General features: G+C 52.5%; 27 protein-coding genes. 22 read left to right on the forward strand and 5 right to left on the reverse strand.

Translation table 11 applies throughout. The annotated features are described in order from the left end of the window. Positions 1–5: 5 nt before the first annotated feature. From yiaK to LK536_RS54600, 3 genes are all read left to right on the forward strand, one after another. A complete protein-coding gene (gene yiaK / locus LK536_RS54590) occupies positions 6–1,055 on the forward strand; it encodes a 3-dehydro-L-gulonate 2-dehydrogenase (RefSeq protein ID WP_008719610.1) in 1,050 nt (349 codons plus the stop codon). Between the two features lie 63 nt (positions 1,056–1,118). Beyond that, on the forward strand, positions 1,119–1,571 hold the full coding sequence (locus LK536_RS54595) for a NanQ anomerase/TabA/YiaL family protein (RefSeq protein WP_008719608.1): 453 nt from the start codon (positions 1,119–1,121) through the stop codon (positions 1,569–1,571). A gap of 58 nt (positions 1,572–1,629) precedes the next feature. Beyond that, a complete protein-coding gene (locus LK536_RS54600; RefSeq protein WP_008719606.1) occupies positions 1,630–2,649 on the forward strand; it encodes a zinc-binding alcohol dehydrogenase family protein in 1,020 nt (339 codons plus the stop codon). Positions 2,650–2,729: 80 nt separating this feature from the next. Here the strand turns inward: LK536_RS54600 and LK536_RS54605 are convergent, their stop codons facing one another. Beyond that, the gene (locus LK536_RS54605) at positions 2,730–3,380 is read right to left on the reverse strand and encodes a GntR family transcriptional regulator (RefSeq protein ID WP_331472143.1); all 651 of its coding nucleotides are present in this window, start codon (positions 3,378–3,380) and stop codon (positions 2,730–2,732) included. 153 nt (positions 3,381–3,533) lie between these two features. Between LK536_RS54605 and LK536_RS54610 the strand changes: the two genes are divergently transcribed. Next, positions 3,534–4,223 carry a cyclase family protein gene (locus LK536_RS54610; protein WP_025485669.1) on the forward strand — a complete coding sequence of 230 codons (690 nt, stop codon included), beginning with the start codon at positions 3,534–3,536 and terminating at the stop codon, positions 4,221–4,223. 24 nt (positions 4,224–4,247) lie between these two features. After that, on the forward strand, positions 4,248–5,162 hold the full coding sequence (locus tag LK536_RS54615) for a ketopantoate reductase family protein (protein ID WP_025485670.1): 915 nt from the start codon (positions 4,248–4,250) through the stop codon (positions 5,160–5,162). A gap of 116 nt (positions 5,163–5,278) precedes the next feature. Here LK536_RS54615 and LK536_RS54620 read toward each other — a convergent pair whose 3' ends face one another. Then, complete coding sequence (locus tag LK536_RS54620; protein ID WP_025485671.1) at positions 5,279–6,319, reverse strand: YeiH family protein; 1,041 nt, start codon at positions 6,317–6,319, stop codon at positions 5,279–5,281. A gap of 173 nt (positions 6,320–6,492) precedes the next feature. Between LK536_RS54620 and LK536_RS54625 the strand changes: the two genes are divergently transcribed. The 11 genes from LK536_RS54625 (at position 6,493) to LK536_RS54675 (ending at position 14,501) form a co-directional block, all read left to right on the forward strand. Then, entirely contained in the window at positions 6,493–7,368 is an 876-nt protein-coding gene (locus LK536_RS54625; RefSeq protein WP_008719597.1) for a LysR substrate-binding domain-containing protein, read from the forward strand. Between the two features lie 5 nt (positions 7,369–7,373). Next, positions 7,374–7,583 (forward strand): hypothetical protein, encoded by a 210-nt coding sequence (locus LK536_RS54630; RefSeq protein WP_506092246.1) that lies wholly within the window; start codon positions 7,374–7,376, stop codon positions 7,581–7,583. A gap of 88 nt (positions 7,584–7,671) precedes the next feature. Further along, the gene (locus LK536_RS54635) at positions 7,672–9,057 is read left to right on the forward strand and encodes a [FeFe] hydrogenase, group A (RefSeq protein WP_227795747.1); all 1,386 of its coding nucleotides are present in this window, start codon (positions 7,672–7,674) and stop codon (positions 9,055–9,057) included. Then, positions 9,038–9,193, forward strand: a complete 156-nt coding sequence (locus tag LK536_RS54640) for a hypothetical protein (protein ID WP_227795746.1) — start codon at positions 9,038–9,040, stop codon at positions 9,191–9,193. Before LK536_RS54635 ends, LK536_RS54640 begins: the two co-directional genes overlap by 20 nt. Before the next feature lie 71 nt (positions 9,194–9,264). Next, the gene (locus tag LK536_RS54645) at positions 9,265–9,867 is read left to right on the forward strand and encodes an ECF transporter S component (RefSeq protein WP_008719590.1); all 603 of its coding nucleotides are present in this window, start codon (positions 9,265–9,267) and stop codon (positions 9,865–9,867) included. 51 nt (positions 9,868–9,918) lie between these two features. Beyond that, on the forward strand, positions 9,919–10,695 hold the full coding sequence (locus tag LK536_RS54650) for an energy-coupling factor transporter transmembrane component T family protein (protein ID WP_227795745.1): 777 nt from the start codon (positions 9,919–9,921) through the stop codon (positions 10,693–10,695). Next, the gene (locus LK536_RS54655) at positions 10,682–12,538 is read left to right on the forward strand and encodes an ABC transporter ATP-binding protein (RefSeq protein WP_227795744.1); all 1,857 of its coding nucleotides are present in this window, start codon (positions 10,682–10,684) and stop codon (positions 12,536–12,538) included. The genes LK536_RS54650 and LK536_RS54655 overlap by 14 nt, the downstream gene beginning before the upstream one ends. Before the next feature lie 4 nt (positions 12,539–12,542). Further along, entirely contained in the window at positions 12,543–13,067 is a 525-nt protein-coding gene (locus LK536_RS54660) for a transcription repressor NadR (RefSeq protein WP_331472142.1), read from the forward strand. Positions 13,068–13,138: 71 nt separating this feature from the next. Continuing rightward, positions 13,139–13,555, forward strand: coding sequence for a type II toxin-antitoxin system PemK/MazF family toxin (locus LK536_RS54665; protein WP_008719583.1), 417 nt, complete (start codon positions 13,139–13,141; stop codon positions 13,553–13,555). 186 nt (positions 13,556–13,741) lie between these two features. Further along, positions 13,742–14,143, forward strand: a complete 402-nt coding sequence (locus LK536_RS54670) for a DUF134 domain-containing protein (protein WP_227795742.1) — start codon at positions 13,742–13,744, stop codon at positions 14,141–14,143. After that, the gene (locus LK536_RS54675) at positions 14,115–14,501 is read left to right on the forward strand and encodes a NifB/NifX family molybdenum-iron cluster-binding protein (RefSeq protein WP_040380192.1); all 387 of its coding nucleotides are present in this window, start codon (positions 14,115–14,117) and stop codon (positions 14,499–14,501) included. Before LK536_RS54670 ends, LK536_RS54675 begins: the two co-directional genes overlap by 29 nt. A gap of 195 nt (positions 14,502–14,696) precedes the next feature. On the opposite strand, the gene LK536_RS54680 is transcribed toward LK536_RS54675, so the two are convergent. The 3 genes from LK536_RS54680 to LK536_RS54690 all read right to left on the reverse strand — a co-directional run bounded on the left by LK536_RS54680 (position 14,697) and on the right by LK536_RS54690 (position 18,678). Further along, complete coding sequence (locus LK536_RS54680) at positions 14,697–16,445, reverse strand: sensor domain-containing diguanylate cyclase (RefSeq protein WP_227795741.1); 1,749 nt, start codon at positions 16,443–16,445, stop codon at positions 14,697–14,699. 83 nt (positions 16,446–16,528) lie between these two features. Further along, the gene (locus LK536_RS54685; protein ID WP_025485681.1) at positions 16,529–17,320 is read right to left on the reverse strand and encodes a response regulator; all 792 of its coding nucleotides are present in this window, start codon (positions 17,318–17,320) and stop codon (positions 16,529–16,531) included. Between the two features lie 44 nt (positions 17,321–17,364). Further along, positions 17,365–18,678 carry a histidine kinase gene (locus tag LK536_RS54690; protein WP_130790332.1) on the reverse strand — a complete coding sequence of 438 codons (1,314 nt, stop codon included), beginning with the start codon at positions 18,676–18,678 and terminating at the stop codon, positions 17,365–17,367. A gap of 362 nt (positions 18,679–19,040) precedes the next feature. Here LK536_RS54690 and LK536_RS54695 point away from each other — a divergent pair, with 362 nt between their 5' ends. The 6 genes from LK536_RS54695 to LK536_RS54720 all read left to right on the forward strand — a co-directional run bounded on the left by LK536_RS54695 (position 19,041) and on the right by LK536_RS54720 (position 26,415). Next, complete coding sequence (locus tag LK536_RS54695) at positions 19,041–19,565, forward strand: QueT transporter family protein (protein WP_008719572.1); 525 nt, start codon at positions 19,041–19,043, stop codon at positions 19,563–19,565. A 150-nt stretch (positions 19,566–19,715) separates the two neighbouring features. Then, positions 19,716–21,101 (forward strand): UDP-N-acetylmuramate--L-alanine ligase, encoded by a 1,386-nt coding sequence (murC, locus tag LK536_RS54700; RefSeq protein ID WP_025485682.1) that lies wholly within the window; start codon positions 19,716–19,718, stop codon positions 21,099–21,101. Positions 21,102–21,416: 315 nt separating this feature from the next. After that, the gene (locus tag LK536_RS54705; protein ID WP_227795739.1) at positions 21,417–22,859 is read left to right on the forward strand and encodes a DnaD domain protein; all 1,443 of its coding nucleotides are present in this window, start codon (positions 21,417–21,419) and stop codon (positions 22,857–22,859) included. 19 nt (positions 22,860–22,878) lie between these two features. Next, positions 22,879–23,859: an ATP-binding protein gene (locus LK536_RS54710; protein WP_025485683.1), complete on the forward strand. Its 981-nt coding sequence runs from the start codon at positions 22,879–22,881 to the stop codon at positions 23,857–23,859. 120 nt (positions 23,860–23,979) lie between these two features. Next, a complete protein-coding gene (locus LK536_RS54715) occupies positions 23,980–25,149 on the forward strand; it encodes a ribose-phosphate pyrophosphokinase (protein ID WP_008719563.1) in 1,170 nt (389 codons plus the stop codon). Between the two features lie 213 nt (positions 25,150–25,362). Beyond that, the gene (locus LK536_RS54720) at positions 25,363–26,415 is read left to right on the forward strand and encodes an acyltransferase family protein (protein WP_227795738.1); all 1,053 of its coding nucleotides are present in this window, start codon (positions 25,363–25,365) and stop codon (positions 26,413–26,415) included. Positions 26,416–26,488: the final 73 nt, after the last annotated feature.

Genomic DNA, 26,488 nt, shown 5'->3' on the forward strand with positions numbered 1-26,488 from the left:
GGACTATGAGTTTACGTATCCCCTATGATACTATCAAGGAAACTGTTAAGAAGGCATTTTTAAATGTGGGGTTAAGCGAGGAGCAGGCGGAGGTCTGCGCAACCATCCACACCCAGTCAAGCGCGGACGGCGTTGAGAGCCACGGACTTAACCGTATCCCGCGTTTTGTGGAATATGTGCAGAAAGGCTGGATTAATCTGGAGGGTAAGCCGGAGCTGGCGGGAGCCAGGGGAGCGGTGGAGAATTATGACGGCCATCTGGGAATCGGAATCACCAATGCACTGTTCTGTGCGGACCGTGCCATGGAGCTGGCCAAGGAACACGGCATCGGCTGTGTGACGCTTAAGAATACAACCCACTGGATGAGGGGCGGCACCTATGCGTGGCGTATGGCAGAAGCAGGATTCATGGGAATCAGCTGGATTAACACCGAGAGCTGCATGCCTCTTTGGGGAAGCGATGAGCCGGGCGTGGGCAACAACCCATTCTGCATTGCCATCCCAAGGGAGGACGGACCCATTGTCCTTGACATGGCCATGAGCCAGTATGCATACGGCAAGCTGGGCGTCTATCGTCTGGCTGGCAAGGAGCTTCCATTCCCAGGCGGATTTGACAAGGACGGCAACCTGACCAGCGACCCTGGCGCGATTGAGGAGAGCAAGCGGATCCTCCCCACCGGATACTGGAAGGGAAGCGGCATGGCGATTGCCCTTGACCTGGCTGCTGCCCTGCTGGCAAACGGCAACTGCGGAACCGATATGGATGAGGCGAATCAGGGAAGCTGCACTGGCTGCTGCCAGGTTTTCATTGCCTTTGACCCCTATCTGTTCGGTTCTAAGGATGAAATCCAGTCCATGCTTAACAGACGTGTGGCAGCCGCTGACGCAAGCCACCCGGAGCGCGAGGGAAGCCATGTGACCTGTCCGGGCGAGCGCACGGTTTCAACACGCGCCAGGAGTATGGCTGAAGGCGTGAATGTGGATGAGCTGGTATGGGAACAGGTGCAGGCCATTGCGGCAGGCAACCTGGAGACAAAGGACATTGCAAGCAAATAGTATATATGACAATATGACACAGCGCGGACAGTGCTGGGGTTTTTACACAGGGAGGTAATGACCATGTTTTTTTCAAATGTAAGTATTGCAGAGAAGTATAATTACCTGGAAGAGAAATTCACCTGCGCCTACAAGTGGCTGGCTGAGACCGACATCAAGTCCCTTGCTGCGGGAAGCTATCCCATCATGGGGGACACGGTGGTTGCCAATGTCCAGGAGTACACCACATTTCCTGCAAGCCAGGGTTCCTTTGAAACACATGAGAAATATTTTGACATCCAGTACATGGTTTCAGGCAAAGAGCAGTTTGGCGTGTGCAAGCGTGACGGACTGGTTGAGAAGGAGCGCAACGAGGCCAGCGATTTAATCTTTTATGAGGAGCCGGAGTTTTCAGGAAGCGTATTCCTGGAGGAGGGCGACCTGATCGTGGTTGCGCCTGAGGATGCCCACAAGCCAAGATGCCAGGCAGGCGGACCATGTGAGGTTAAGAAGGTAGTTGTGAAGGTAGCTCTGTAATAGGGGGCGGGCATGGATCCCGGCGGGGTCCATTGCATGCGGTAAGGAGGAGACGACAATGAAAGCAATTAAACTGGCAGAACCAAGACAGGTGGACTGCGTTGAACTTGAAAAGCCGGTGCCAGGACCCGGGCAGGCCCTGATACGGATTAAGACAGCAGGCATATGCGGCAGTGATATCGGCGCCTTCAGAGGCACCAACAAGCTGGTATCCTATCCAAGGATTATCGGCCATGAGCTGGCCGGCATCATTGAAGAGATTCCGGCTGATAACCCAAAGGGCTTAAAGCCGGGGGATAAGGTGATTGTGGATCCTTATCTTTACTGTGGGAAATGTTATCCATGCAGCATCGGGCGCACCAACTGCTGTACGGACTTAAAGGTTCTGGGCGTACATATTGACGGCGGCATGGCGGAGTATTTCTGCCATCCCGCAGACATGCTGGTAAAGATGCCGGAGGATATGGATTGGACGGATGCAGCCATGGCTGAGCCGCTGACCATTTCCCTCCATGGTGTCCACAGGGGCGGATTGAAGGCAGGGGAGTACTGCGCCATCATCGGTGCAGGCCCAATCGGGCTGTTGGCCGGAATGATTGCCCAGGCTTACGGCGCCCATGCCATCCTGCTGGATCTGGTACAGGAGCGTCTGGATTTTGCAAAGGAGCTGGGGATTGAATATGTCATCAATTCCAGCAATGAGGATCCGGAAACACGCGTCCGCGAGATTACCGGAGGGATGATGGCGCAGCAGGTAATGGAGTGCAGCGGCGCCAATGCGGCTGTCCGTTTAAGCCTTGACCTTGTAAGCCATGCCGGAAGGGTTACCCTTACCGGATGGCCTCCAAAGGAGACATCGATACCAACGGACCTGATTACCCGCAAGGAAATCGACATCCGGGGCGCGCGTACCAGCGCAGGCGAATTTGAGGAGGCAATCCAGCTGATTTACACGAAAAAGGTGGATGTGGCTAAAATCCTCACAAAGACCATCGGACTTGGGGAAGCGCCTGAGACAATCAGGGATATTGAGAAAAATCCCGGCAATTATATGAAGGTAGTTGTAAAAATGGATTAAGTGTCCTTTGGCAACTTTAAAAATGCATCCTGCACCAGGCAGCACTGGTGTAAGATGCATTTTTTCCATCAGGGATTCCGTTAAAGCAGGTCCATGTTAAGAGGCATCAGCAGGTGTGCGATGAGGATCCGGTAGGCCTTGTCGCCGTCCTCGTCCTTCAGGCATCTGTAAAGCTCCTCGTGTTCATCATAGGTGGCCTGGGCGCGGCCGTCAATGGCCAGGGCGCCCGCAGTGGTCAGATGGATCATGTACATCAGCCTCTGGAACAGGTGGTTGAATTCGTCATTGTCCGCGTAGTGGACCAGGAGAAGATGGAACCGGTGGTCCTCCTCGATGAAGGAACGCCGTGCATTGGGGGAGTCCAGGGCCTTTTTCTGGCGGGCCAGGGAGCGCTCCATTTCCTTTAATAGTTTCTGGCAGCGTTTCTCCGATGGCTGGGATGCAATCAGATGGACGCAGAAACCCTCTATGGCACAGCGTATCTGTATGGATTCCCTCATGGATTCCCTGCTCAGCTGGCGTATCATGAAGCCGCGGCTGGGAATGATAGTGATATAGCCATCCTGGGACAGGCACTGGAGCGCTTCCCTCATGGGGGTGCGTGAGATGCCAAGCTCCTTTGCTATCCTTGTCTCGGAATAGAGCTCTCCCGGTGTCAGGATATTGGAGAGGATCTGCTCCTTCAGTGTATTATATGCTTGGGACTGCAGTGAATTTTTGGCAACCATCATAAAAAACTCCTTACTCTTAATCCTATGGGATATTGGATTAATCATACCCCAGATATTCTATAAAGTCAATGAAAAAGTGCTTGACCGGTATACCGGTATACTGGTATAATGAACTCAACGATAATGAATCATATTAACAGGAGGTATTAAGCAATGAGCGTATACGAATTAGGCAATGGTTTAAGACTGGTTGATTTAACAAAGGTGCTGGATCCGGCAACAGAGTCCAGAAGATGTCATCTGATCCGCTACAACACAGGCGGCCCGATCCCGGATTTCCACACGGCGCTGGATCTGACCACCCATCTGGGAACACACTGCGAGTGTCCTTACCATCACTTTGAGGATGGGAAGTCGGTTGGGGATCTTCCTCTGACTACATTTATGGGACGTGCAATCTATGTGAACATCGATTTCCTGGAGCCCAATGCACACATCAGCGCAGCTGACCTGGACCGTGCATGCGGGGACCGCATCAAGGAAGGGGATATTGTGATCCTGGACAGCAACTGGAAGTTCCCTCCATTCACACCCGCTACCAACAGCCCGGATGACAAGCGTCTGTTCATCAATGCCGAGAGCGCATGGTGGTTCCGCAACCACAAAGTGAAATGTGTGGGCTTTGGCGACGGTGTTTCCATTGAGAACTGCAACGAGGACGTTAAGCCTTTCCATGATATCCTGATGGAAGTGGACATTGTATTCCTGGAAGTATTAAAGAACCTGGAGGAGCTTTCTACCGATACCTTCTTCATGTCCTATACCCCATTACCGCTCATTGGCGCTGACTCCATGCCGGTCCGCGCATATGCAATCGAGGGTCTGCCAGGATTTACTGCATAATATGCATGATAGAAGGTGGGAAATATGAGAATAGCTGTAATCGGCGCCGGAGCCATGGGTTCCATCTATGGCGGACATCTGTCACAGAACAATGAAGTATATCTTGTAGATACGGCTGCTCCGGTTGTGGAGCATATCCGGAAAGAAGGTCTTAAGATACAGGAGAACGGCCAGGATGTGATATACCGCCCACAGGCCATGACATCCACGGAGGGGCTTGAACCAGTGGATCTGGTCATCCTGTTCGTGAAGTCCCTGTTCTCACGGGCAGCCCTGTCAGGCAATAAGAGCCTGATCGGGCCGGATACCTATGTGATGACACTGCAGAACGGTTCCGGACATGAAGACATCCTGGGAGAGTTTGTTGACCAGGACCATATTGTTATCGGGACCACTGAGGATAATGGCGCGGTTCTTGGACTGGGCCATATCAGACGCGGCGGTGAGGGAAACACCAATGTGGGCATGCTGGTTGAGGATAAGGACGGTTTCCTGCCAAGACTGAAGGAAGCATTTGACTGCTGCGGGTTCAATGTGAAAATCCATGCCAATATCCAGCAGCTGATCTGGGATAAGCTGTTTACCAATGTATCCTTAAGCGCGGTGACAGGCATCCTTCAGGTGGATATGGGCTACATCGCATCCAATGAATACGCCTGGGCCATGACACGCAGGCTCATTAAGGAGGCGGTGGCAGTGGCCAAGGCCATGGGCCTTGAGGCTGACGAGGAAGCCATTGCCGCCAAGGTAAGGAAGACCTCCGAGATGTCTCCCAATGGCTGCACCTCCATCCGTGCCGACTTAAGGGATGGAAGGAAGAGCGAGGTGGACACCATCAGCGGTTCGGTTGTGCGCGCCGCGGCAAAGGTGGGCGTACCAGTGCCAAGCCATGAGTTTGTGGTGAATATGGTCCATGCTTTGGAAGGGAAGAACGCCTGATCCGGGATACATTCAGGCAGGGTTACCGATTGGAATATGAAGTAAGGCCGCACCGTTGCTGACGGTGGCGGCCTTATTTTAATCGCAGGAAACTGAACACTGGAAGGGGGCTGGGTTTACCAGATGCCGAGAATACTCTGAAGCCCCAGGCTTACAGCCGTGATGCCCGCCCAGCAGCACGCACCCATGAAGATTGGCTTCCCGCCGGTCTTTATGAGTTTTACCAGGTTGGTGTTAAGTCCGATGGCAGCCATGGCCAGAACAATGAAGAATTTGCTCAGTTCCTTGATGGGCTGGAAAAAGGCCATGGGCACACCCGCATTAAGGGCTATGGTGGTGAGGATGGAGGCAGCCATGAAGTAAAGGATGAAGAATGGGAATATATCCTTGAAGCTTACGGACTGTCCCTGTGCCCTGTCATTTTTTTCTTCGTTCCTGGTCCTTATGAATGCCAGGAACAGGGTGATTGGGATGATTGCCAGGGTCCTGGTAAGCTTTACGGTCACTGCTTTGTCCAGGGTGGCGGAGCCAAGGTTCCACATGCCGTCCCAGGTGGATGCGGCGGCTGTCACGGAGGAGGTGTCATTGATGGCAGTGCCCGCGAATACGCCGAAAGCGTTGCCGGACATTGTGTCAAATCCAAGCATTTTCCCAAAGGCCGGGAACAGGATTGCTGCCAGCACGTTAAAGAAGAAGATGACGGAGATTGCCTGCGCAACCTCTTCATCGTCAGCGTCAATGACCGGGGCAGTGGCCGCAATGGCGGAACCACCGCAGATGGAGGAACCAACGCCCACCAGGGTGGATATCTTAGATGGTATATTCATGGCTTTATGTAATGCATATGCAATGATCAGGGAGGTTGTGATGGTGGAGATTATGATTGGCAGGGACTGTTTGCCCGTTTCCAGGACAACACTCAGATTCATCCCAAAGCCAAGAAGTATGACGGCCCATTGAAGTATTTTCTTTGATGTAAATTTAATTCCCGGTTCCAGCGCTTCCTTGTGCCGGATGAAGCCTGTGAGGACCATGCCCGCCAGGATGGCAATCACGGCGCCTCCTACAATGGGGAATAGTTTCCCTAAAAACCAGGACGGCAGTGCGATGACCAGACACAGAAGCAGTCCCTTCCATTTTTGTTTCAATCCTATCATTCCTTTTTCCTCCTCAAAATATCGGTATGTATTGGTGTAACCTGGAATACATGGTAACTTATGGAAAGCATAAAGTAAAATTATATATATTTATATTTTGATAAAGTTATGTTATGATAAGGAATAAGCATAAAATACGTTGGAAATATAGGTGGATAAAGGGGATTTGGATCATGCTGGATTTCAGGGTTTACACATTTCTTGCCGTATGCAGGCATATGAATTACACTAAGGCCGCTGAGGAGCTGCACATTACACAGCCAGCCGTATCGCAGCATATACGGTATCTGGAAACGCTTTATGGGGTCAGGCTGTTTATCAGTGAGGGGAAGAAGGTACATCTTTCCCCGGCAGGTGAAAGGCTGCTCCAGGCAGCCACCACGCTCAAGAATGACGAGGCCCACCTGAAGGAGCTGCTGGCCTGCGTTCCGGAGCAGGCCCCTACCTTGAGGTTTGGGACCACAAGGACCATTGGGGAGTCAGTCATATCCACGCCCCTGGCTTCCTATATACACCGGCATCCGGATGCGGATATCCGGGTATCCATCGGCAACACGGATGAGCTTCTTCATAAGCTTTCAAACGGGGATATCCAGTTTGCCATGGTGGAGGGGTACTATGATGAGCGTATCTACGATTCCCTGGTGTACCGGACCGAGCCATTTATCCCGGTGTGCGCTTCCTGCCACCGGTTTAAGCGTGAGCCTGGGCAGCTTAAGGACCTGTTAGGGGAGCATCTCCTGATCCGGGAGCCGGGGTCGGGGACAAGGGATATACTGGAGAAGAACCTGGAGATAAAGAATATCCGGCTGACGGATTTTGCCCATATGACCGAGGTTGGGAGTATGCATGTAATCCTCCAGCTGCTGGAGAAGGACGCTGGCGTCACCTTCCTTTACAGGACCGCGGTGGAAGAGGGAATTGAGGACGGCAGGATCCGTGAACTGCAGCTGCGGGATTTCCAGATGGAGCATGATTTTGCTTTTATATGGAACAAAGGCAGTATATATGGGGATGTTTACAGGGAGATATGCAGGGAACTGCAATAGGATCCATGACAGGGGAAGATATGGCCGGCCAATCGGTATGGACGGTGCACAGGCACAACCAGGCGGCGGATGGATTAATAGCGGACGGATTAATAGCGGATGGATTGATATTTGAGATAGAGCAGGAGTGTTCTGATCTGGCGATGGTTTTCCTGTTGCCTGATCCGGACCCTCCTGTTTTTTGTGCAGATGAGAAAAAAGCCAAAAGTGGTTGACAAATACAATAATAGTAATTATTATTAATATTAGGATTGCACGGAATTACCACAAACAATACAACAGAGAAAGTGTGAGGTAAAAGCTATGAGTAAACATTTATCACCGGAAGTAAGGGTACCCATTGACAAGGAAAATGTTTCCATCTTCAGGGAGGAATCCAGATGCATCAAGTGCGGCCAATGCCGTGACATGTGCCGTGATTACATCGGCGTCCTTGGGACCTATGACCTGTTAAGGACCGGGGACAGGGCTGTCTGTATCAACTGCGGCCAGTGCGCCAATGTCTGTCCGGTGGAGAGCATCCGGGAACAGCCTGAATACGGCATGGTGGCCGCTGATATCATGGACCCGGAAAAAGTGGTGGTGGTGTCTACCTCACCTTCGGTGCGCGCTGCGCTGGGAGAGGAATTCGGCATGGAGGACGGCAGCTTTGTCCAGGGGAAGATGGTGGCTCTGCTGCGCGCCCTGGGTGTGGATTATGTGCTGGATACCAACTTTGCGGCTGACCTGACCATCATGGAGGAGGCCAGTGAGCTGATTGAACGGATTACCACGGGAGACAGGCCGCTGCCCCAGTTTACCAGCTGCTGTCCTGCTTGGGTGAAGTTTGCGGAAATCTATTATCCTGAAATGCTCCCCCACATCTCCTCTGCCAAGAGCCCGATTGGCATGCAGGGGCCGACCATTAAGACTTATTTTGCACAGAAAATGGGCATTGACCCCAAGAGGATTGTCAATGTGGCAGTTACCCCGTGTACGGCCAAGAAGTATGAAATCCGCAGGCAGGAGATGAATGCGGCAGGGCAGTACCTTGGTATTGAGGATATGCGGGACATGGATTATGTAATCACCACCAGGGAGCTGGCCCAGTGGGCCAGGATGAAGAATATTGATTTTTCAGCCCTGGAGGATTCTGATTATGACAGGCTTATGGGCCAGGGCTCCGGAGCCGGGGTCATCTTCGGCAATACAGGCGGAGTGATGGAGGCGGCCCTGCGCACGGCCTATGAGTATATAACAGGGGACAAGGCGCCTGCCGTGCTCTACCAGTTAGAACCTGTAAGGGGAATGGAGGCAGTAAAGGAAGCCAGCCTACAGGTGGGCGGCATGACGGTAAATGTTGCGGTGGTGTACGGAACCGCCAGCCTGCGCCGGTTCCTGGATCAGATGAAGGAAGGGGAAAAGCAGTACCATTTCGTGGAAGTCATGACATGTCCGGGCGGATGCATCGGCGGAGGCGGACAGCCCAAGGATAAGAAGTTTGAAGGGGATGCCCTGCGGCAGAAGCGGATTGACAGCCTCTATAAGAGGGACGGCGCCATGAAGGTACGCCTGAGCCATGAGAATGAAGAGATTAAGGCGCTGTACAGCGAATTTTATGGAAAACCCTTAAGCGGACTGGCTGAGAAGATGCTGCATACCTGTTATAGGGACAGGAGCGGACAGCTTAATGGGGAAGGGATGGACTGAAGCCTGCGGACAGATCGGGGAGGGCCGGACTGAAACCTGCGGACGGATGGAAAGGAACGGACTGAAACCTGCGGACGGATGGAAAGGAACGGACTTAACACGCAGCATCGGGAAACGATACTGTCTTGTCACCTGACATTTGGTTGACAAGACAGTATATTTGCGTTAAAATCCTCTGGATAGTATAAAAACCAGGGAGGATTGAGTATGAACCATTTATTTAAGACAAAATTAAACGCAGCCTGTTTTGTGCTGATCCCGGCATGTATCGGGATCAACTATCTTGGAAAGCTGTTTGCATCCGTGCTGAAGCTGCCGCTGTGGCTGGATTCCATCGGAACCTGCATTGGCGCCGTCCTTGGCGGGCCGGTCATCGGCGCTGTGTGCGGCGCTGCCAATAACCTGATTTACGGCTTTACCACAGGGGATACCATAACGCTGGTTTATGCGCTTACCAGCCTTGGAATCGGAGTGGCGGTGGGAATCATGGCCCGGCTGGGACAGATGAAAAAGCTGCCGGGAGCAATCCTTTCAGCCTGCGTGGCCGGACTGGCCGCAGTGGTGATTTCCACACCCCTTAACATCATCTTCTGGGGCGGTACCACGGGCAATGTATGGGGGGATGCTGTATTTGCATGGTCCCAGGCTTCCGGGATGCCGGTTTTCCTTGGGTCGCTTCTGGATGAAGTGGTGGTGGATGTGCCGGATAAGCTGATTACCATCCTGGTGGTATACGCCATTGTGAAGGGTCTGCCAGGCAAGCTTACATCCATGTATGATGTGGATAATAAGGTGGAGAGCCTGGACTGACGGTAAGGATATGATAAGGAAGGAAACGATGAGGAAGGAAATGGTACCGGTATGAAGAATATAAGCCTTTATGTGGAGCAGGATACATACCTGACGAGGCTCCATCCATTTGCAAAATTATCTTATATCCTGGCGGCGGTCAGCGTTCCTTTGATTGCAGGCTCCCTGTGGATGTTTGCGGTGTCCATCGGGGTCAGCCTGTGTCTTTTGGTCAGTGGGAAGATTATATCCAGGGTCTTCCCGCTGATTGCATTTTCCTTTACCATCATTGCCACGGTGTTCCTGATCCACGGTCTGTTCAACAGGGCCAACCAGAATGTGCTGTTCGCGCTGGGGCCGCTCCAGTTCTACCGGGAAGGCATCCGGTATGCGGCAGGTATCGGGTTTAATATCCTTAACATGCTGCTGGCATTTGCGGTGTTCGTGCTGTCCACCAAGCCGGCCGAACTGGTGGATGACCTGGAGCAGATTGGATTTCCGCCCAGATTCGGATATATGATCAGTTCCGTATTCCAGATCATACCCCAGATGACGGGGACCATGAATACCATCATGGATGCCCAGAGAAGCAGGGGAATGGAAACAGAGGGAAACCTGCTTGTGAGGGCCAAGGCATTCATCCCGCTCATTGCTCCCGTAGTCAGCAGCTCCCTGATCAATACAAGGGAAAGGGCCATTGCACTGGAGGTCAGGGGATTTGATTCAAAGGAAAAGAAGACATTCCTGACGGACGGGAAGATGGGAAGAAGGGACAGGCTTTTCGCGGCGGCCATGGCCCTTCTCATTGTATGTGCCGTTGGATGGAGGGCAGTCCATGTCATTTATTGAGGTTAAGAATCTGAAATACAGGTATCCCCACACAGAGAAGCTGGCCCTTGACGGCCTGGGGTTCAAGGTGGAGAAAGGTGAGTTCATCGGGATACTGGGTGGGAATAGAGCAGGAAAGAGTACCTTGTGCCAGGCATTCATGGGTCTGGTGCCGGGGATGTTCGGCGGCGCTTACGGAGGGCAGGTCATGATTGACGGCTTGGAAGCGTCCAAGACCCCGGTATCCGAACTCTGCAAGAAGGTAGGGCTGGTGTTCCAGAATCCCTTTAACCAGCTCTCCGGGGCCAGGGACACGGTGTTTGGCGAGGTGGCGTTCGGGCTCCAGAACCTGGGCGTGCCAAGGGAGGAAATCCTGGAGCGGGTGGAGCGAAGCCTGGAACTGTTGGAAATCAGCCCATACAGGGAGCGCAACCCATTTGATTTATCGGGCGGCCAGATACAGAGGGTTGCCATTGCCAGTATCCTGGCCATGGAGCCGGAAGTACTTGTATTGGACGAGCCTACCTCCCAGCTGGATCCCCAGGGCAGCGAGGAGGTGTTCCGGGTGGTGGACCGCCTGGCAGGGTCGGGGATTACCATCATCATGGTGGAACACAAGATGGAAAAGCTGGCATCCTACTGCAGCCGCCTGTTGCTGCTGCATGAGGGTAAACAGATTGCATATGACAGCCCGGAGCGGATATTTGCCAGGGAGGACCTGGGGACGTTGGGGATTGAGCCTCCTGTGTATACACAGGCTGCAAAGGTATTTTCTGTGAAATACGGGAATTGTTATCCGGTGACGCTGGAGCAGACCCTGGCAGTGCGGGAGCATTTTCCAGAAAAACTGTGCCGGACAGGGGAAATGGATGAGGGTGCAGGGGACGATGTAAAAGGAATACCGGAATCCGTCCCCGTGTTCTCCATAGAGAATCTGGGATTCTCCTACACCAAGGACCGCCCGGTCATCAAGGCGCTCAATCTGGAACTGGACCGGCGGCCCACTGCCGTCATCGGACAGAATGGCGCGGGAAAGACCACGCTTGTCAAGCTGCTGAAAGGGCTTCTGAAACCTGACAGCGGACGGATCCTGCTTCAGGGAGAGGATATCGGGGAGAAAACCGTGGCAGGACTGGCCGGCCGGGTCGGGTATGTGTTCCAGAATCCGGATGACCAGATATTTAAGAACCGTGTGCTGGACGAGGTAATGGTGGGACCGGTGAACCTGGGGATGGATAGGGCTGCTGCCAGAAAGAGCGCGGTCAAGGCATTGGAGACAGTGGGACTGTTGTCAGTGCAGGATGAGAATCCTTATGACCTGGACCTGGCGGACAGGAAAATGGTGGCCATTGCATCCGTGCTTGCCATGGAACCACAGGTGCTGATCCTGGATGAACCCACCATTGCGCAGGACGCAGGAGGACGCAGACGGCTGGGCGGCATTGTGCAGAAGCTGGCGCTGGAAGGGAAAATGGTCCTGGCTATCCTGCACGACATGGATTTTGCCGCCGCTTATTTTGAACGCATGATTGTGATGGCCCATGGACGTGTGCTGGCGGACGGGCCGAAGAGCCGGGTATACTATGAAACGGACGCCCTCAGTGAGGCAAGACTGGAACAGCCGCATGTGACGGGTCTGTGCAGCTGCCTGGGGTATGAGGGGAGTTTCCTGACGGTGGAGGATATGGCGGAGGCAGCAGCGGATGTGACGGAGCCGGCGGATGTGACGGAAGCAGCGTCGGATATGGCGGAAGCAGCATCGGATATGGCGGAAGCAGCATCGGATATGGCGGATGCAGATATAGTAGAATCCACAGTGGATCTAGACATGGCGGAGGCAGACAGACATGGCGGCGGGAAGTAAAAGGATGACGGACGGTGAAATGCGAAGGATGAATATCCTGGAAATATTGAATGACAGGACAACGCCAGTATCAGGAACCGAACTGGCGGGGGAACTGGGGGTCAGCAGGCAGGTGATTGTGCAGGATATTGCTCTTTTAAGGGCGGATAATAAGGAGATTATGTCTACTTATAAGGGTTACATCCTTCACAGCCCCGAAATGGACGGCAGGGAATGCATGCGGGTAATGCGCGTGAACCATAACACGGAGGATACCCTGGATGAGTTACAGACCATTGTGGATTACGGCGGAAGGGTGCTGGATGTGTCGGTGGAACATGGGCTTTACGGGCATATTACCGTGGACCTGATCATCAATAACCGCCTGGATGCGTCTGAGTTCGTGGCACAGATGGAGCAGTCCCGTGACCAGCCGTTAAAGGCCCTTACAGGCGGCTGTCATTACCACACAGTGGCCGCGCAGGAGGAACGGAATCTGAATCTTATCGAGGAGGCATTGGATAAAAAAGGTTATCTTATGCGGGACTGATGTTTAATTACCTCAAAAATGGTGATAATCTCCAGTAGGAAACACCATTTATGAATCAGTGAGGTAATGTTATGTATAGAGAGAACAAAAATATCAGTCAGAATGTCCTGAGAGGGGATTTATATTATGCGGACCTGTCACCGGTGGTAGGATCTGAACAGGGAGGCGTACGTCCTGTCCTGGTCATCCAGAATGATGTGGGAAATAAGTATAGCCCTACGGTCATCGTAGCAGCCATCACCAGCCGTTCCACTAAGGCAGCCATTCCGACCCATGTGTGTATCCGGAGGATGCGGGGAGGGCTGAAGCAGGATTCCACCGTGTTGGCAGAACAGATACGCACCATTGACAGGAACCGTTTAAAGGAATACATAGGACACCTGGATTCCTGTCAGATGGAAGGGATTGAGCAGGCCATGGTTACCAGTCTGGGGCTGGGGCACCTGGTTGGCGCAAGGGGACAGGTGTTTGTGCCCTCTTGTGTGTGAGGGAAGAGAGGAGATTTTTTTATAGGCAGGGGTGGCGTTGATGGGGACGCAGCCTCTGTTTTGTTTGCTTCCGGGAACAGGGCCGATAAATCCAAAAAAGATATTGACATATGTCAATAATGATTGTATAGTTAATGACATAAGTCAGAAACAATGCGGCAACAGCAGCGGATAAGGAGAATGCGCATGGCAAGGCCCTTTAAAGCCAGAAGAGTCTGTTCACAGCCAACGGTAGGAGTATTCGGTCCATTGGATCAGGATGCGGATACAAGGGTGGAGCTTACACTGGAGGAGTATGAGACAATACGGCTCATTGATCTGCTTGACTGCACCCAGGAGGAGTGCGCCGGGCAGATGGGAGTGGCCAGGACCACGGTCCAGGCGGTATATAATTCCGCCAGGAAGAAGCTGGCGGACTGTCTGGTCAATGGGCGGCAGTTAGCCATACGGGGAGGCAATTACAGCCTGTGCCCGGATGCTGGCAGCTGCTGCGGGAAGGACTGCGGGAAGCGCCGGTGCCAGAGACGCCGCTGCAATAACAAATCAGGAGGAGATTGTAATGAAGATAGCTGTAACATACGAGAATGAGCAGATATTCCAGCACTTTGGACATTGTGAGGCATTTAAGCTTTATGAGACGGAAGATGGCAGGGTGGTGTCATCACAGGTTGTGGGGACTGGAGGAAGCGGCCATGAAGCCCTGGCCGTATTTTTGAAGAACCTGGGTGTGGAAGCGCTTATCTGCGGCGGAATCGGCGGGGGCGCCAGGGTTGCCCTGGCCCAGGCCGGGATTGATCTGTACCCGGGAGCATCCGGTAATGCGGATGAGGCTGTGGATGCATTCTTAAAAGGCAGCCTGGATTATGACCCGGATACCATGTGTAACCATCACCATGAAGGCGGGGAACACAGCTGCCATGGGCATGGCGGGACATGCGGACATTGACCGGGTCTGAAGCCGGGGATTTATGGCTTCTCATGATTTTGGAAATGATAAGATGAAAAGATACAGGCAGATGGGGATTTGTACCGTCTGCCTGTATCTGGCTGTTTTGGGACTCTCAATAATATAATTGGGATAACCATGGCTATTTATGTGTTTAATCCACTGTTTAGACTACAATCCGGATTATGGCCGGTACTACCTGTCTGGATTACGGTCGGTACTGCCGTTCGGATTACGGTCGGTACTGCCGTCCGGACAAAGGTCTGCGTTACTGCCTGATCCGCTGCGGTCTGCCTTTTCCCTCCGTTTTTTCATCTGTATCTTATTCTGGTACATGGCATCGTCAGCGCGCTTGAATACATCGCTGACCGTCAGGTCCACATTTTCCTCATAGATGGCAATGCCTCTGGCAATGGATATCCTGCCGTCAGGCCTGGCGTGTCTGTTGTAGTCATCCAAAGCCGTGTTGAAGCGGTCCAGAAGCTCTTCATAGTTTTCAAAGTCATCATTTTCCAGAATCACCACAAATTCATCGCCGCCGATGCGGTAGACCGGACTGCGCTTGAATACCTTGCAGATGAGTTTGCAGGAATCGATGATCAGTATGTCGCCGAAGTCATGGCCCTGGGTGTCGTTAATTGTTTTCAGGTTGTTGATGTCGAAGACAATCATCGCAAACTCAGGCCGCCCGGTCCTGGTCTTTTCTTCCAGGTTGGCCACGGTCTCCTGATAGGCGGTTTTGTTTTTGACCCCGGTGAGGCCGTCCCGGTAAGCAAGGCCGTTGATGTAATTAATGTATTTCTGCAGATGGTTGACGGTCTGCTGGAAACTGTCGGCCAGCATGCCCACCTCGTCCTTGGTCTGGTGGGAGAGGGAGACGGAGAGGTCACCCTCGGCTATTTTCTTGGCTGCTTCGTTCAGCTCCTTCAGGGGTTTTATCAGGCGCCGGGTCATCAGGATGGTGAGGATGACAGCCAGGGCGGATATGCTGACCAAGGCAATGCTGCTTTGCAGTATCAGCATATTCTTGGCTGCGTCTATCTCTTTGGAGGGCGCGGTGATGGCCAGACGCATCCCGTTCTTAAGGCTGCACAGGGCCATCCGTTTCCTGTGTCCCCTCCATTCATAGGAAAACAGGTAATTGCCGATGCCGCCGCTGCGCAGTCTGTCCGCAACCGGGAGCAGGCTGCTTTCCAAGCTGTCCATGGGGGTTTTGGCCGGTATATCCCTGTGGTACATGATGTTGGCCTGTTCGTCCGTCAGGAAGGCATAACCGGTATCATAGACGTGTATCGTATTCACTGAATTCTTGATAAGGCTGAAATCAATGTCCATGCCTACCACGCCTATGGTTGTGTTGTCCGCGTACAGGGGAACAACATAGGAAATCATCTCAACCTGTATGTTCTTGTTCATATAGGGCGCCATCCAGGTGGCCTGGCCGCTTTTGACAGGAAGATAATACCAGCCCACATGCTCCACGTCGTCCGGGCTGTACCGGGAGAAGTCCGTGGGCGGCAGTTCCTGGAACCGCCCGTCCAGGGCTGTCTTACTCCAGAAAAGGCCTGAGGTAGGGGAGGTGAAATTCGGATTGTAGCGCACATAGACGGCCAGCGCTCCCTGGGTGTTGTTGGCGGCGTTGACGGCAATGTCCTGGATACGTCTGGTATATTCCCTCACATATTCAGGGTCGGTCTTGAATTTCTTAACATCCGTCAGTTCCCTGTTTGCGTAGACTGCTACTGTATTGACAGACTGCTCGATGCAGGAAAAAAGCCCGTTCAGTTCATTGGCTTTTTCGCTGCACATCAGATTCATGATATCGGCGGAATCCTTGTCCACCACCTGATTGGCATTCATGATTCCGGCTCCTCCGATGACCAGGGAGGAAAGCAGGACGCAGCCTAATATCAGGGCAATGAATTTTGTCTGTATGGATTTCATAGGGGTCTCCTTTTAGCAACGCAGTGCTGGGTATTCTCTTTTTACTATAGCAGGGAAACCGCAAAGAAACCGCAAATCGAATCCTATTTCTGGCGCTCCAGTTCACCTAGTGTCATCTCGGCCCATGTATACTGCATCATGTATTCACCCATGTAGGTGTTGATGGCATCCGGTTCCTGGCGCAGGAAACCATAGAGGTCACAGTCCAGTTTTTCACAGTCAATGGCAAAGCTGTTGCGTCTTTTAATCAGTATGTCCCCGGCATCGGCCAGGGAAAGGGTGCGGCTTAAATCAGATATCAGGGTGCGCAGATGGCTTCTTACCGAGAGGCTGTCCGGCCGCTGCTCCCACAGTACCGCACACAGCTCGCCTGTGTTGACGGCCGCCCCGCGGCGGTCAACAAGATAGGCCAGCAGTTCCTTGGTCTTGGACAGATTGAAGTGAAGGGGCCTGTCATCCACAAAAATCTCAAAATTCCCAAAGGTCTGCACACGGATACGGCCGTTTACATGGAGCGGAGGGCGTTTTAGCTCATTCAGTTCACCGCGGACATGTTCCGGGGTGGCAGGCTTTAGCAGGTATCCCCTGGCATGAATGGAGTATGCATCCAGCGCATACTGGGGATATCCTGTGACGAAAATGATTTTTGTGTTGTTGGAAATGGCGCGTATCTTCATGGCCAGTTCCAGGCCGTTTATGCCCGCCATCTCGATATCTAAGAATGCCACATCCGGCCGCAGGCCGTCCTGGACCGCGGCCAGGGCCTCACGGGAACGCATGAAGCCCTGGACTTCACAGCCAGCCTCGGCCTCGCGGATGGCTTTTATCAGGACATCCAGCACAAGGGGTTCATCATCTACAGCAATTATTTTCATGGTTTCAGTCATCTCTTTTCTGTTAAAATGGAATGAAAACAGCTTTATTTTTCCCCAGCTTTCCTTGGGAGGGTAATCATTGCCGTGGTGCCGCATCCCCGGACACTCCGGATGGTCAGGCTTGCGCTGCACTGGGCCTGGAGGCGTTTCCTGACATTCTGTATGCCTATGTGCTTTTTTCCGTCCTGCAATGGGCCTGAAGGGTCGAATCCGACCCCGTCATCTGTCACCGTAACCGTATAGGCATCGCTGGTCAGGGCAGTGGCAACCGTCAGGGTGCCGCCTTCCTCCCGCTTGACGATGCCGTGGCGGACTGCATTTTCCACAATGGGCTGCAGGGTAAGGGGCGGGATTAAAAAGTCCGTCACAGGCGTGTCATAGATAACGTTCAGCCTGTGGCCAAAGCGCATCTGTTCCAGTTCCAGGTAATGCCTTGTATGGGACAGTTCCTGGCTGAACGGTATGGGGGAGCCGGCGGTCAGGGAATCCAGGTTCCCCCTTAAAAAGCCGGAGAAATGGTCAACAGCCAGTTCCGCCTGCCTGGGGTCGGTCTGGCACAGGCCCTTGATGACGGACAGGGAGTTGTAGAGGAAATGAGGATGGATCTGGGACAGCATGATGGCTGTCCGGCTTTTCTCCAGTTCCAGTTCCTCCTGGCTGAATTTGCGGGACTGTTCCACCTGGATGCTGATGTAGATGCACAGGGCCGAAACCGTGGTGGCGATATATAGGACCGCTATGCCGTATATGAGCATCTGGACCAGCATGGCTATGACAGGCATCAATATGTAGGCGGCCAGCCCGGCCAGTTCTTTCCTGGACAGATACTTCCTGTACCGTGCCAGGATTGCCCCGTTGATAAGCATACAGATGATGCCGTATATCTGGGATATCCAGAACCAGCGCTGGCGGTGGTAGACATTATGGCTGTCAATCAGGTAGTACATGTGGTTGTATTGTGATATGGCCACCAGGACAATGGCTGACAGGGCCAGCCACCACATGAGACGGGAAGGGGCCCTGGATATCCCGGCCCCCTTCCCGGATACAAAGCAGACCAGATAATCCGTAAACACTGCTAACAGGATATATCCGAATGTAAACACAAGGAAGTTGGCTATCCGTACCATCCAGAAGCTGAACCTGTCAGGATGCCCCTTGAAGATCCATGCGGCGGCATCGGAAAACAACAGGATTGTATTGATTGAAAGCACGCGGATATACAGCCGTTCCAGCCTCTCCTTTTTGAGGCTGCCAAGGGAAAGGCTGAGGATGAATATCAGTGAGAGCAGTCCTCCGAACAATTCAAGGGATATGTTGATGTAGCCGGTTGTACTCATGGCAGGGACCTCGTTCATGCGCAGGGTGGATGGGGCGGACTGTGAAATGCAGTCGGTAATCGGTAGTTGTAGTGAGGGTGTGATGGATGGTGCAGGCTGTGATTCATGCCCCGGACTATGATGTATATGGTGAGTATAGCATAAAATAATCAGCCTGTGCATATCTATCAAACAGAAAATGCGGCATTACCCATATGATGTTTGTGCTTTAAATGAGAAGAGGATAAATGAGAAGGTAAATGAGAAGGGGAAGACAGCCGGTAAAATAAGTCTTGATAATTGTGCAATCTGATGCTATACTTTATCAGTCTATAAGACATATAAGATGGTGTGTTCGAAACCTTCCACACCTAAAACAAAACTAAAGGAGACAACAGAATATGAGAGAGAGTAACAACAAGCTGTATGTGCTGGCCCAGGGGGCCATGATTGCAGCCATTTATGTGGTGCTTACCATCCTGTTTGCACCCATCAGCTTTGGCCCGGTCCAGTTCAGGATTTCAGAGGCCCTCTGCATCCTGCCCTTTTTCACGCCGGCGGCAGTGCCGGGACTGTTTGTGGGGTGCCTGCTATCCAACCTGCTCTGCGGGGCAATGCCCTTAGACGTGGTATTCGGAAGCCTGGCAACGCTGATCGGGGCAGCCGGTTCATGGTATGTGAGGAAGCACAGATGGTGCGTGTGCATCCCGCCCATCCTTGCCAATACCATCATCATCCCATGGGTGCTGCGGTATGCGTATGGTTCTGAGGATTTAATCCTCGTGGCCATGGGAACGGTTGGAATCGGTGAGATACTGGCCATCGGTGTCCTTGGGAATGTACTGCTGATAACCCTGGACAGGTATAAGAACCTGATTTTCAGCGGCCGGACAGCACGGACACAGCACGAACATAATATATTTTAGTAAGATACATGACGGAGAGTTGCCGCGGGGGCGGTAATTCTCCATTTTTTATATAGCTTTTCAGTGTTTTTTTGATATAATAAGGAAGAGATATTTTTGTGCAGACAGCGCTGCGGACAGCTCTATGGGCACAGGGAAGGATTATTGATTATGTATCAGATAGATTTTGGAAAACCGGAACATGTTCATTTTATCGGGATTGGAGGCATCAGCATGAGCGGTCTGGCGGAAATCCTCCTGGAAGAAGGATTTACCGTTACGGGTTCTGACTCCCATGAGACAGGGCTTACGGACCATCTTACGGATAGAGGCGCCAGGGTGTACTACGGTCAGAGGGCTGCAAATATAGAGAAGGAACCGGGCATTGACGTGGTGGTGTATACTGCCGCCATCCATGAGGATAACCCGGAATTCATGGCTGTCAAGGAAAAGGGGATCCCCATGCTTTCCAGGGCAGAGCTTTTAGGGGAGATGATGCGCAACTATAAGCAGGCGGTTGCCGTATCCGGGACCCACGGCAAGACCACCACCACATCCATGATTACGGATATCCTGTTAGCAGGGAATCTGGACCCGACCATTTCCGTGGGCGGCATCCTTCAGGATATAGGCGGCAACATCAGGGTGGGAAGCCCGGAGCTGTTTGTCACGGAAGCCTGCGAATATACCAACAGCTTCCTGTCATTCCATCCTACCATGGAGGTCATACTGAACATTGAGGAGGACCACCTGGATTTTTTTAAGGATATCCAGGATATCCGCCATTCCTTCCGGCTGTTTGCAGAAAAGCTTCCCTCCAGGGGGCTTCTGGTAATCAACAGCGGCATTGATGCGGTTGAGGAGATTACGAAGGGGCTGGGCTGCAGGGTTGTCACCTTTGGCAAGGACAGTTCCAGCACCTATACGGCAAAGGATATCACATATGACGGATTTGCAAGGCCCTCCTATGACCTGGTCATCCAGGGGGAAGTGGTGAACCGCATCACCCTGGGCGTGACAGGGGAGCATAATGTGTATAATTCCCTGGCGGCCATTGCCGTGGCCATGGAACTGGGAGCCGGATTTGACGCTGTCATGGCAGGGCTTCGGAAGTTCACGGGCACGGACAGAAGGTTTGAGAAAAAGGGGGAGATAGGCGGGATTACCATCATTGATGACTATGCCCACCATCCCCAGGAGATAAAGGCAACCCTGTCCGCTGCAAAGAATTATCCCCACAGGAAGCTGTGGTGCGTGTTCCAGCCCCACACGTACACCAGGACCAAGGCGTTCCTGGACCAGTTCGCAGAGACCCTTTCAGCCGCGGACGAGGTGATACTTGCCGATATATACGCTGCCAGGGAGACCGACACCCTGGGCGTAAGCTCACGGGATATTGCACAGCGCATCGAGCGGCTTGGGACAAAGGCCCACTATATCCCGTCCTTTGATGACATAGAGACATTTATTTTGGAAAATTGTATAAACGGCGATGTGTTGATAACTATGGGTGCCGGAGACATTGTAAAAGTAGGGGAAAAGCTGTTAGGCCAGTAGTTATCCACATTATCCACATAGTTTTCAACATTTTATGTAAAGAAGCTATGTGGATTTTTTGATTAACATAAAAAAATGTCAATCAATTTCGAATTTCTTGGTTTTATACGGAAAAAAGGGGATTTGGGCATGCCCGCGAACAATTATGTCCACTATTTTTCCACATTATCCACATTATCCACAAGTCGGATTGTGTAAAAATGCGCCTATTTTCTTTTAGATGTGGATGTGTTATGATATGGAATGTAACGCATGTGCCGCCCGGCCGGCAGGAAAAGACATGTCTGCGGGCCAGAAGATGTAAGGAGTGGTGAGATGGGTGTGAATTTTAAGGACAGATGGAGCGTGCCGTCCACTGCGGTGGCTCATGAATTTATTGATGAATATATGGCAAGGGCTAATGGGGAATATGTCAAGGTATACCTGTTTGTGCTGCGCCATCAGGGTGAGGACATCACCATAGAGGGGATTGCAGATGCCCTGGACCATACGGAATCAGATGTGCGCAGGGCACTGGCCTACTGGGAAAAGCTGGGAATCCTTTCCGGAACCAGGAAGGAAGCGCCTGCATCCTGTGCGTCCATGGGCCGTCAGGATGAGGGGGCGGTGCAGTCAAGGGGAGTGTCTGCCAGGACCCAGGCGGTTAGGAACCAGGCCGCCGGTCTGTTGGAGGTCCACCAGCCACCTGCCCATGACCAGGTGCTGGGGAATTATGAAGTCAATGGCGCCATGGCCGGGGATATCCGTGTCCAGGCAGCAGGAATCCAGGACATACATGGACAGGGAACAGGAATCCAGGACATCCATGGGCAGGGGACAGGAATCCAGGACACCCATGGACAGGGGACAGGAATCCAGGACACCCATGGGCAGGGAACAGGAATCCAGGACACCCATGGGCAGGCACCGGGAATCCAGGACACCCATGGGCAGGCACCGGGAATCTGGGATGCCCATGGGCAGGGGGATATGGCGCAGGGACGAAGGGAACAGAACCAGGCGGTCCAGGAGAACAGGGACAAGCCTGTATACTCTGCGGAACAGGTGAACCGCCTTTCCCAGGATGAAGGTTTTTCACAGCTCCTCTATATTGCCCAGAAGTACCTGAACAAGGTATTTACCCCCAGGGACTGCCAGGTTTTCGCTTATCTGTATGAGGATTTGGGGATGAATGAGGAACTGCTGGAATACCTGGTGGAATACTGCGTCCAGAACGGCCATACCTCCATACGCTATATTGAGGCGGTGGCCAGGAGCTGGCATGAGAAGGGAATCCATACGGCCCAGGAGGCAAAGGATTATTCGGCTTCCTATAACAGGGATTCATTTGCAGTGATGAAGGCATTTGGGATAAACAGCAGGAAACCGGCTGCGCCGGAACAGAAGCTGATGGATAAATGGTTCAAGGACTACGGTTTTAACCGGGACGTGGTGCTGGAGGCCTGCAACAGGACCATCACGGCCATCCACAACCCCAGTTTCCAGTACGCGGATAAGATCCTCACGGACTGGAAGGAAGCCGGTGTCAGGGGCATCGGGGATATCAGGGAGCTGGATGCCAGACGGACGGCGGCCAGGGAGGACACTTCCAGGTCCAGGGACAAGCGTCTTCAAACGTATGACACAGCTGTGTCCGGCCAGGGAAAACGTACCAGGAAAGGGGCGCCCAACCAGTTCCATAATTTTGAACAGAGGGACACGGACTACGATGCCCTGATGCTAAAGCAGGTTAAGGAATGGGTAGGGCAGCAGCCCTGATATGTAAGGAGGGCAGATAATGGCACTAAGCAATTCCCAGTATGACGCAATCATGAGGGCGTACGGAAGACAGCAGATTGAGAACCATCACCAGCTGGAGGAACGGCGCCAGGAGATTTACAGGAGGCTTCCTGTGGTAAAGGAACTGGAAGCCGAGATAGCCGGCCGTTCGGTGGCCTGCGCCAGGAAGCTTCTGGAAGGGGATTCAGGCGCCCTTGATAAGCTGAAGGAGGACCTGCAGGACCTGAGGGAGCAGAAGGCGCTGATCATCCGGGCTGCCGGATATCCGGACAATTACCTGGAGCTGTGGTATAACTGCCCGGACTGCCAGGATACCGGCCTGGTTGACGGCAGGAAGTGCCACTGTTTCCTGAAGGCGCAGATGAAGCTGCTCCATGACCAGTCCAATCTGGAGGATATCCTGGAACAGGAGAATTTTTCAGCCCTTTCCTTCCAATACTACGACAATAAGGAGATACTGCCCCAGATCGGCATGACCAATGCGGATTATATGCGGCGTGTGGTCAGGGAGTGCAGGGAATTCGTGAAGCAGTTTGACAAGAAGCATGAGAACCTGTTATTCACAGGCAGCACCGGGGTTGGAAAGACATTCTTAACCAACTGCATTGCCAAGGAACTGATGAACACCTACCACTCGGTCATCTATCTCACGGCCAGCGACCTGTTTGAGATATTTTCCAGGAATAAGTTTGATTATGAGAACGCGGAGGAGATGCGGGATATGTACCGGTTCATCCTGGACTGCGACCTGCTGATTATTGATGACCTGGGGACCGAACTGAATAACAGCTTTACCTCGTCCCAGCTGTTCTACTGTATTAATGAGAGGATGAACATGAAGCGCTCCACCATTATCTCCACCAACCTTTCGCCGGCCCGGCTGCGGGATTCCTATACGGACCGCGTCACGTCCAGGATCATGAGCGGATACCGGATGATTCCATTATATGGGGGAGACATCAGACTGTTAAAAAAATAACTGTAAAACATGGCAATTCCTGAGGGATATGCCCTTGACGAACCATGGAGAATGATGGTATAAAAGTATATGCTGGTTACGGCAAAGAAGCCGCCAGCCTAAAACAGGAGGATTAAAACCATGTTATATGAGGAAAAAATCATTGAGACAATTCCAGTTGGCCCCCTGGGTCTTATACCCCTTAAAAGCTGCACGGAATTAGGAGACAAGGTCAATGCCTATCTGGTAGACTGGAGACGTGAGCGTGAGAGCGAGCACAAATCCACCATTGCATTTTCCGGATATCAGAGGGATTCCTATATTTTAAATGCCATCACACCAAGGTTTGGCTCCGGCGAGGGAAAGGGACTGATACTTGAGTCTGTAAGGGGCGATGACCTGTATATCATGGTTGACGTATGTAATTACAGCCTTACTTATTCCCTGTTCGGCATGACCAACCATATGTCGCCGGATGACCATTTCCAGGATTTAAAGCGTGTGATTGCGGCAGCCGCGGGCAAGGCCCACAGGATTAACGTAATCATGCCTTTCTTATATGAAAGCAGACAGCATAAGCGCTCCGGCAGGGAGTCCCTGGACTGTGCGCTGGCCCTTAAGGAGCTGGTGAACATGGGCGTGGAGAACATCATCACGTTTGATGCCCATGACCCAAGGGTACAGAACGCCATTCCCTTAAGAGGGTTTGAGACGGTCCAGCCCATCTACCAGTTCTTAAAGTACCTGCTGAAGAACGAGACAGACCTTCAGATTGACAGTGACCACATGATGGTCATCAGCCCGGACGAAGGCGGCACAGGGCGCGCCGTGTATTTTGCCAACATGCTGGGACTTGATATGGGCATGTTCTACAAGCGCCGTGACTACACCCAGATCATCAATGGACGCAACCCCATTGTGGCCCATGAGTTCCTGGGAGCCAGCGTGGAGGGCAAGGATGTGCTGATTATCGATGACATGATATCTTCAGGCGACAGCGTGCTGGATGTGGCAAAGGAACTGAAGCGCAGGAAGGCCAGGAAGGTATTTGTATGCTCCACCTTCGGCCTGTTCACAGGCGGGCTTAACAAGTTTGACGAGTATTATGACAAGGGCATTATCGACAGGATCCTGACAACCAACCTGGTTTATCAGACACCGTCCCTGCTTGAGAGGCCTTACTATATTGATGTTGACATGAGCAAGTACATTGCCCTCATCATTGACAATTTAAATCACGATGCATCTTTAAGTGAATTGCTGACACCTACCAAGCGGATTAATAAACTGCTGGCGCAGTACCGCAGCTGATGGCAGGGCTGTCCGGACATCCATCCCCGACCCGGGCTTACGGGAAGGCGGGGGTATGTCCGGACATCCCCTAGGCGCGGTATGAAGCGCCATACAATCCGTGTCCGTATAGAAAGACCGTTTCCCTGAATGAGGACAGTAGAGTTCCGGGAAGCGGCCTTTTGGCTTTTGTACATGTTACCTTTGGTTCTGCTGCAGGAGAGGATATGTCATATGGAAGAAAAGCAGTTTCACAACCAGGTTTACTGGATTACATTCCTGTTCAGCCTTCTGGTTGTATGGGTACATTCTTTTAATGCGGAGTTATACCTGGGAGCCACTCAGGCAGCGGCCGGGGTGGAAAGGCTGGAGTGGATCCTGGGAGAAGGGCTGGGGCAGATATCTGTCCCGGGCTTCTTCATGGTGTCCTCCTATCTGTTTTACCGCAGGTTTGACTGGTCCAGACTGGTCCCCAAATGGAAGTCGCGTATCCGGAGCATCCTGGTACCCTATCTGATTTGGAATTTCCTATATTATGCGGGATACGTAACCGTTACCCGGATTCCTGCCATATCCGGCCTTATAGGAAAGCCTCCGGTGCCCGTCACCATTGGGCAGCTCATGGACGCCCTTATGAATTACGCCTATAATCCCGTATTCTGGTACTTATATCAGTTAATCCTCCTCATTGCCCTGGCTCCTGTCATCTATCCTGTGATGAAACGCACCCTGTCCGGGGCAGCGGCCCTTGTGATGATTGCTTTTGCGCTGTGGCATGGCTGGGATTTCCCTCATCTTAACATGGACGCCCTGTTCTACACCTGCGCGGCCGCTTATATAAGCCTTCACAGGGAGGGATGGGGACGGTTTGCCGAGTCCGTGCCTCCCGGGGGAAGGAGGCGTCTTCTGTACTACGGCGCTGCCGTCCTGCTGCTGGCCCTGATCCTTTTCTTAAGCCGTCCCATGGCGTTCCTTTACGCCAGGCCCCTGTCCGCCGTACTGCAGCGTATTTGGGGAGTATGCGCTGTCTGGCTCCTGCTGTCCGGCATCCGCCTGCCTGTGGCCGGGGAATGGATGAAGCATAACTTTTTCCTATACGCCATCCACTTTGCCTGGGTCAGGCTCTTTAACAAGGCCGGGGCCATCCTCCTTCCTTCCGTTCCTGCATCAGCCCTGGCCATGTTCCTGCTTATGCCGCTGTTCATGGTAATCATAAGTAATCTTTTAAGGAAATGCCTTCAGTCCACTGTTCCCGGGATTTACCGTGTCCTGTCCGGCAACCGCTAGAGCGTGTTTGAAAATTAAAAGTTGCACAAAACATATGTTTCACTGCCCTTTTTCATGTTAAAATAAAAGAAAA

Source organism: Clostridium pacaense (assembly GCF_020709765.2).
GTDB classification, from domain to species: Bacteria; Bacillota; Clostridia; order Lachnospirales; family Lachnospiraceae; genus Enterocloster; species Enterocloster hominis.

What these genes read in the sequence shown, in the direction of transcription:
- yiaK (WP_008719610.1), top strand. Translation starts at nt 6, where the DNA reads ATGAGTTTACGTATCCCCTATGATACTATCAAGGAAACTGTTAAGAAG.
- LK536_RS54595 (WP_008719608.1), top strand. Translation starts at nt 1,119, where the DNA reads ATGTTTTTTTCAAATGTAAGTATTGCAGAGAAGTATAATTACCTGGAA.
- LK536_RS54600 (WP_008719606.1), top strand. Translation starts at nt 1,630, where the DNA reads ATGAAAGCAATTAAACTGGCAGAACCAAGACAGGTGGACTGCGTTGAA.
- LK536_RS54605 (WP_331472143.1), bottom strand. Translation starts at nt 3,380, where the DNA reads ATGATGGTTGCCAAAAATTCACTGCAGTCCCAAGCATATAATACACTG.
- LK536_RS54610 (WP_025485669.1), top strand. Translation starts at nt 3,534, where the DNA reads ATGAGCGTATACGAATTAGGCAATGGTTTAAGACTGGTTGATTTAACA.
- LK536_RS54615 (WP_025485670.1), top strand. Translation starts at nt 4,248, where the DNA reads ATGAGAATAGCTGTAATCGGCGCCGGAGCCATGGGTTCCATCTATGGC.
- LK536_RS54620 (WP_025485671.1), bottom strand. Translation starts at nt 6,319, where the DNA reads ATGATAGGATTGAAACAAAAATGGAAGGGACTGCTTCTGTGTCTGGTC.
- LK536_RS54625 (WP_008719597.1), top strand. Translation starts at nt 6,493, where the DNA reads ATGCTGGATTTCAGGGTTTACACATTTCTTGCCGTATGCAGGCATATG.
- LK536_RS54630 (WP_506092246.1), top strand. Translation starts at nt 7,374, where the DNA reads ATGACAGGGGAAGATATGGCCGGCCAATCGGTATGGACGGTGCACAGG.
- LK536_RS54635 (WP_227795747.1), top strand. Translation starts at nt 7,672, where the DNA reads ATGAGTAAACATTTATCACCGGAAGTAAGGGTACCCATTGACAAGGAA.
- LK536_RS54640 (WP_227795746.1), top strand. Translation starts at nt 9,038, where the DNA reads ATGGGGAAGGGATGGACTGAAGCCTGCGGACAGATCGGGGAGGGCCGG.
- LK536_RS54645 (WP_008719590.1), top strand. Translation starts at nt 9,265, where the DNA reads ATGAACCATTTATTTAAGACAAAATTAAACGCAGCCTGTTTTGTGCTG.
- LK536_RS54650 (WP_227795745.1), top strand. Translation starts at nt 9,919, where the DNA reads ATGAAGAATATAAGCCTTTATGTGGAGCAGGATACATACCTGACGAGG.
- LK536_RS54655 (WP_227795744.1), top strand. Translation starts at nt 10,682, where the DNA reads ATGTCATTTATTGAGGTTAAGAATCTGAAATACAGGTATCCCCACACA.
- LK536_RS54660 (WP_331472142.1), top strand. Translation starts at nt 12,543, where the DNA reads ATGACGGACGGTGAAATGCGAAGGATGAATATCCTGGAAATATTGAAT.
- LK536_RS54665 (WP_008719583.1), top strand. Translation starts at nt 13,139, where the DNA reads ATGTATAGAGAGAACAAAAATATCAGTCAGAATGTCCTGAGAGGGGAT.
- LK536_RS54670 (WP_227795742.1), top strand. Translation starts at nt 13,742, where the DNA reads ATGGCAAGGCCCTTTAAAGCCAGAAGAGTCTGTTCACAGCCAACGGTA.
- LK536_RS54675 (WP_040380192.1), top strand. Translation starts at nt 14,115, where the DNA reads ATGAAGATAGCTGTAACATACGAGAATGAGCAGATATTCCAGCACTTT.
- LK536_RS54680 (WP_227795741.1), bottom strand. Translation starts at nt 16,445, where the DNA reads ATGAAATCCATACAGACAAAATTCATTGCCCTGATATTAGGCTGCGTC.
- LK536_RS54685 (WP_025485681.1), bottom strand. Translation starts at nt 17,320, where the DNA reads ATGAAAATAATTGCTGTAGATGATGAACCCCTTGTGCTGGATGTCCTG.
- LK536_RS54690 (WP_130790332.1), bottom strand. Translation starts at nt 18,678, where the DNA reads ATGAACGAGGTCCCTGCCATGAGTACAACCGGCTACATCAACATATCC.
- LK536_RS54695 (WP_008719572.1), top strand. Translation starts at nt 19,041, where the DNA reads ATGAGAGAGAGTAACAACAAGCTGTATGTGCTGGCCCAGGGGGCCATG.
- murC (WP_025485682.1), top strand. Translation starts at nt 19,716, where the DNA reads ATGTATCAGATAGATTTTGGAAAACCGGAACATGTTCATTTTATCGGG.
- LK536_RS54705 (WP_227795739.1), top strand. Translation starts at nt 21,417, where the DNA reads ATGGGTGTGAATTTTAAGGACAGATGGAGCGTGCCGTCCACTGCGGTG.
- LK536_RS54710 (WP_025485683.1), top strand. Translation starts at nt 22,879, where the DNA reads ATGGCACTAAGCAATTCCCAGTATGACGCAATCATGAGGGCGTACGGA.
- LK536_RS54715 (WP_008719563.1), top strand. Translation starts at nt 23,980, where the DNA reads ATGTTATATGAGGAAAAAATCATTGAGACAATTCCAGTTGGCCCCCTG.
- LK536_RS54720 (WP_227795738.1), top strand. Translation starts at nt 25,363, where the DNA reads ATGGAAGAAAAGCAGTTTCACAACCAGGTTTACTGGATTACATTCCTG.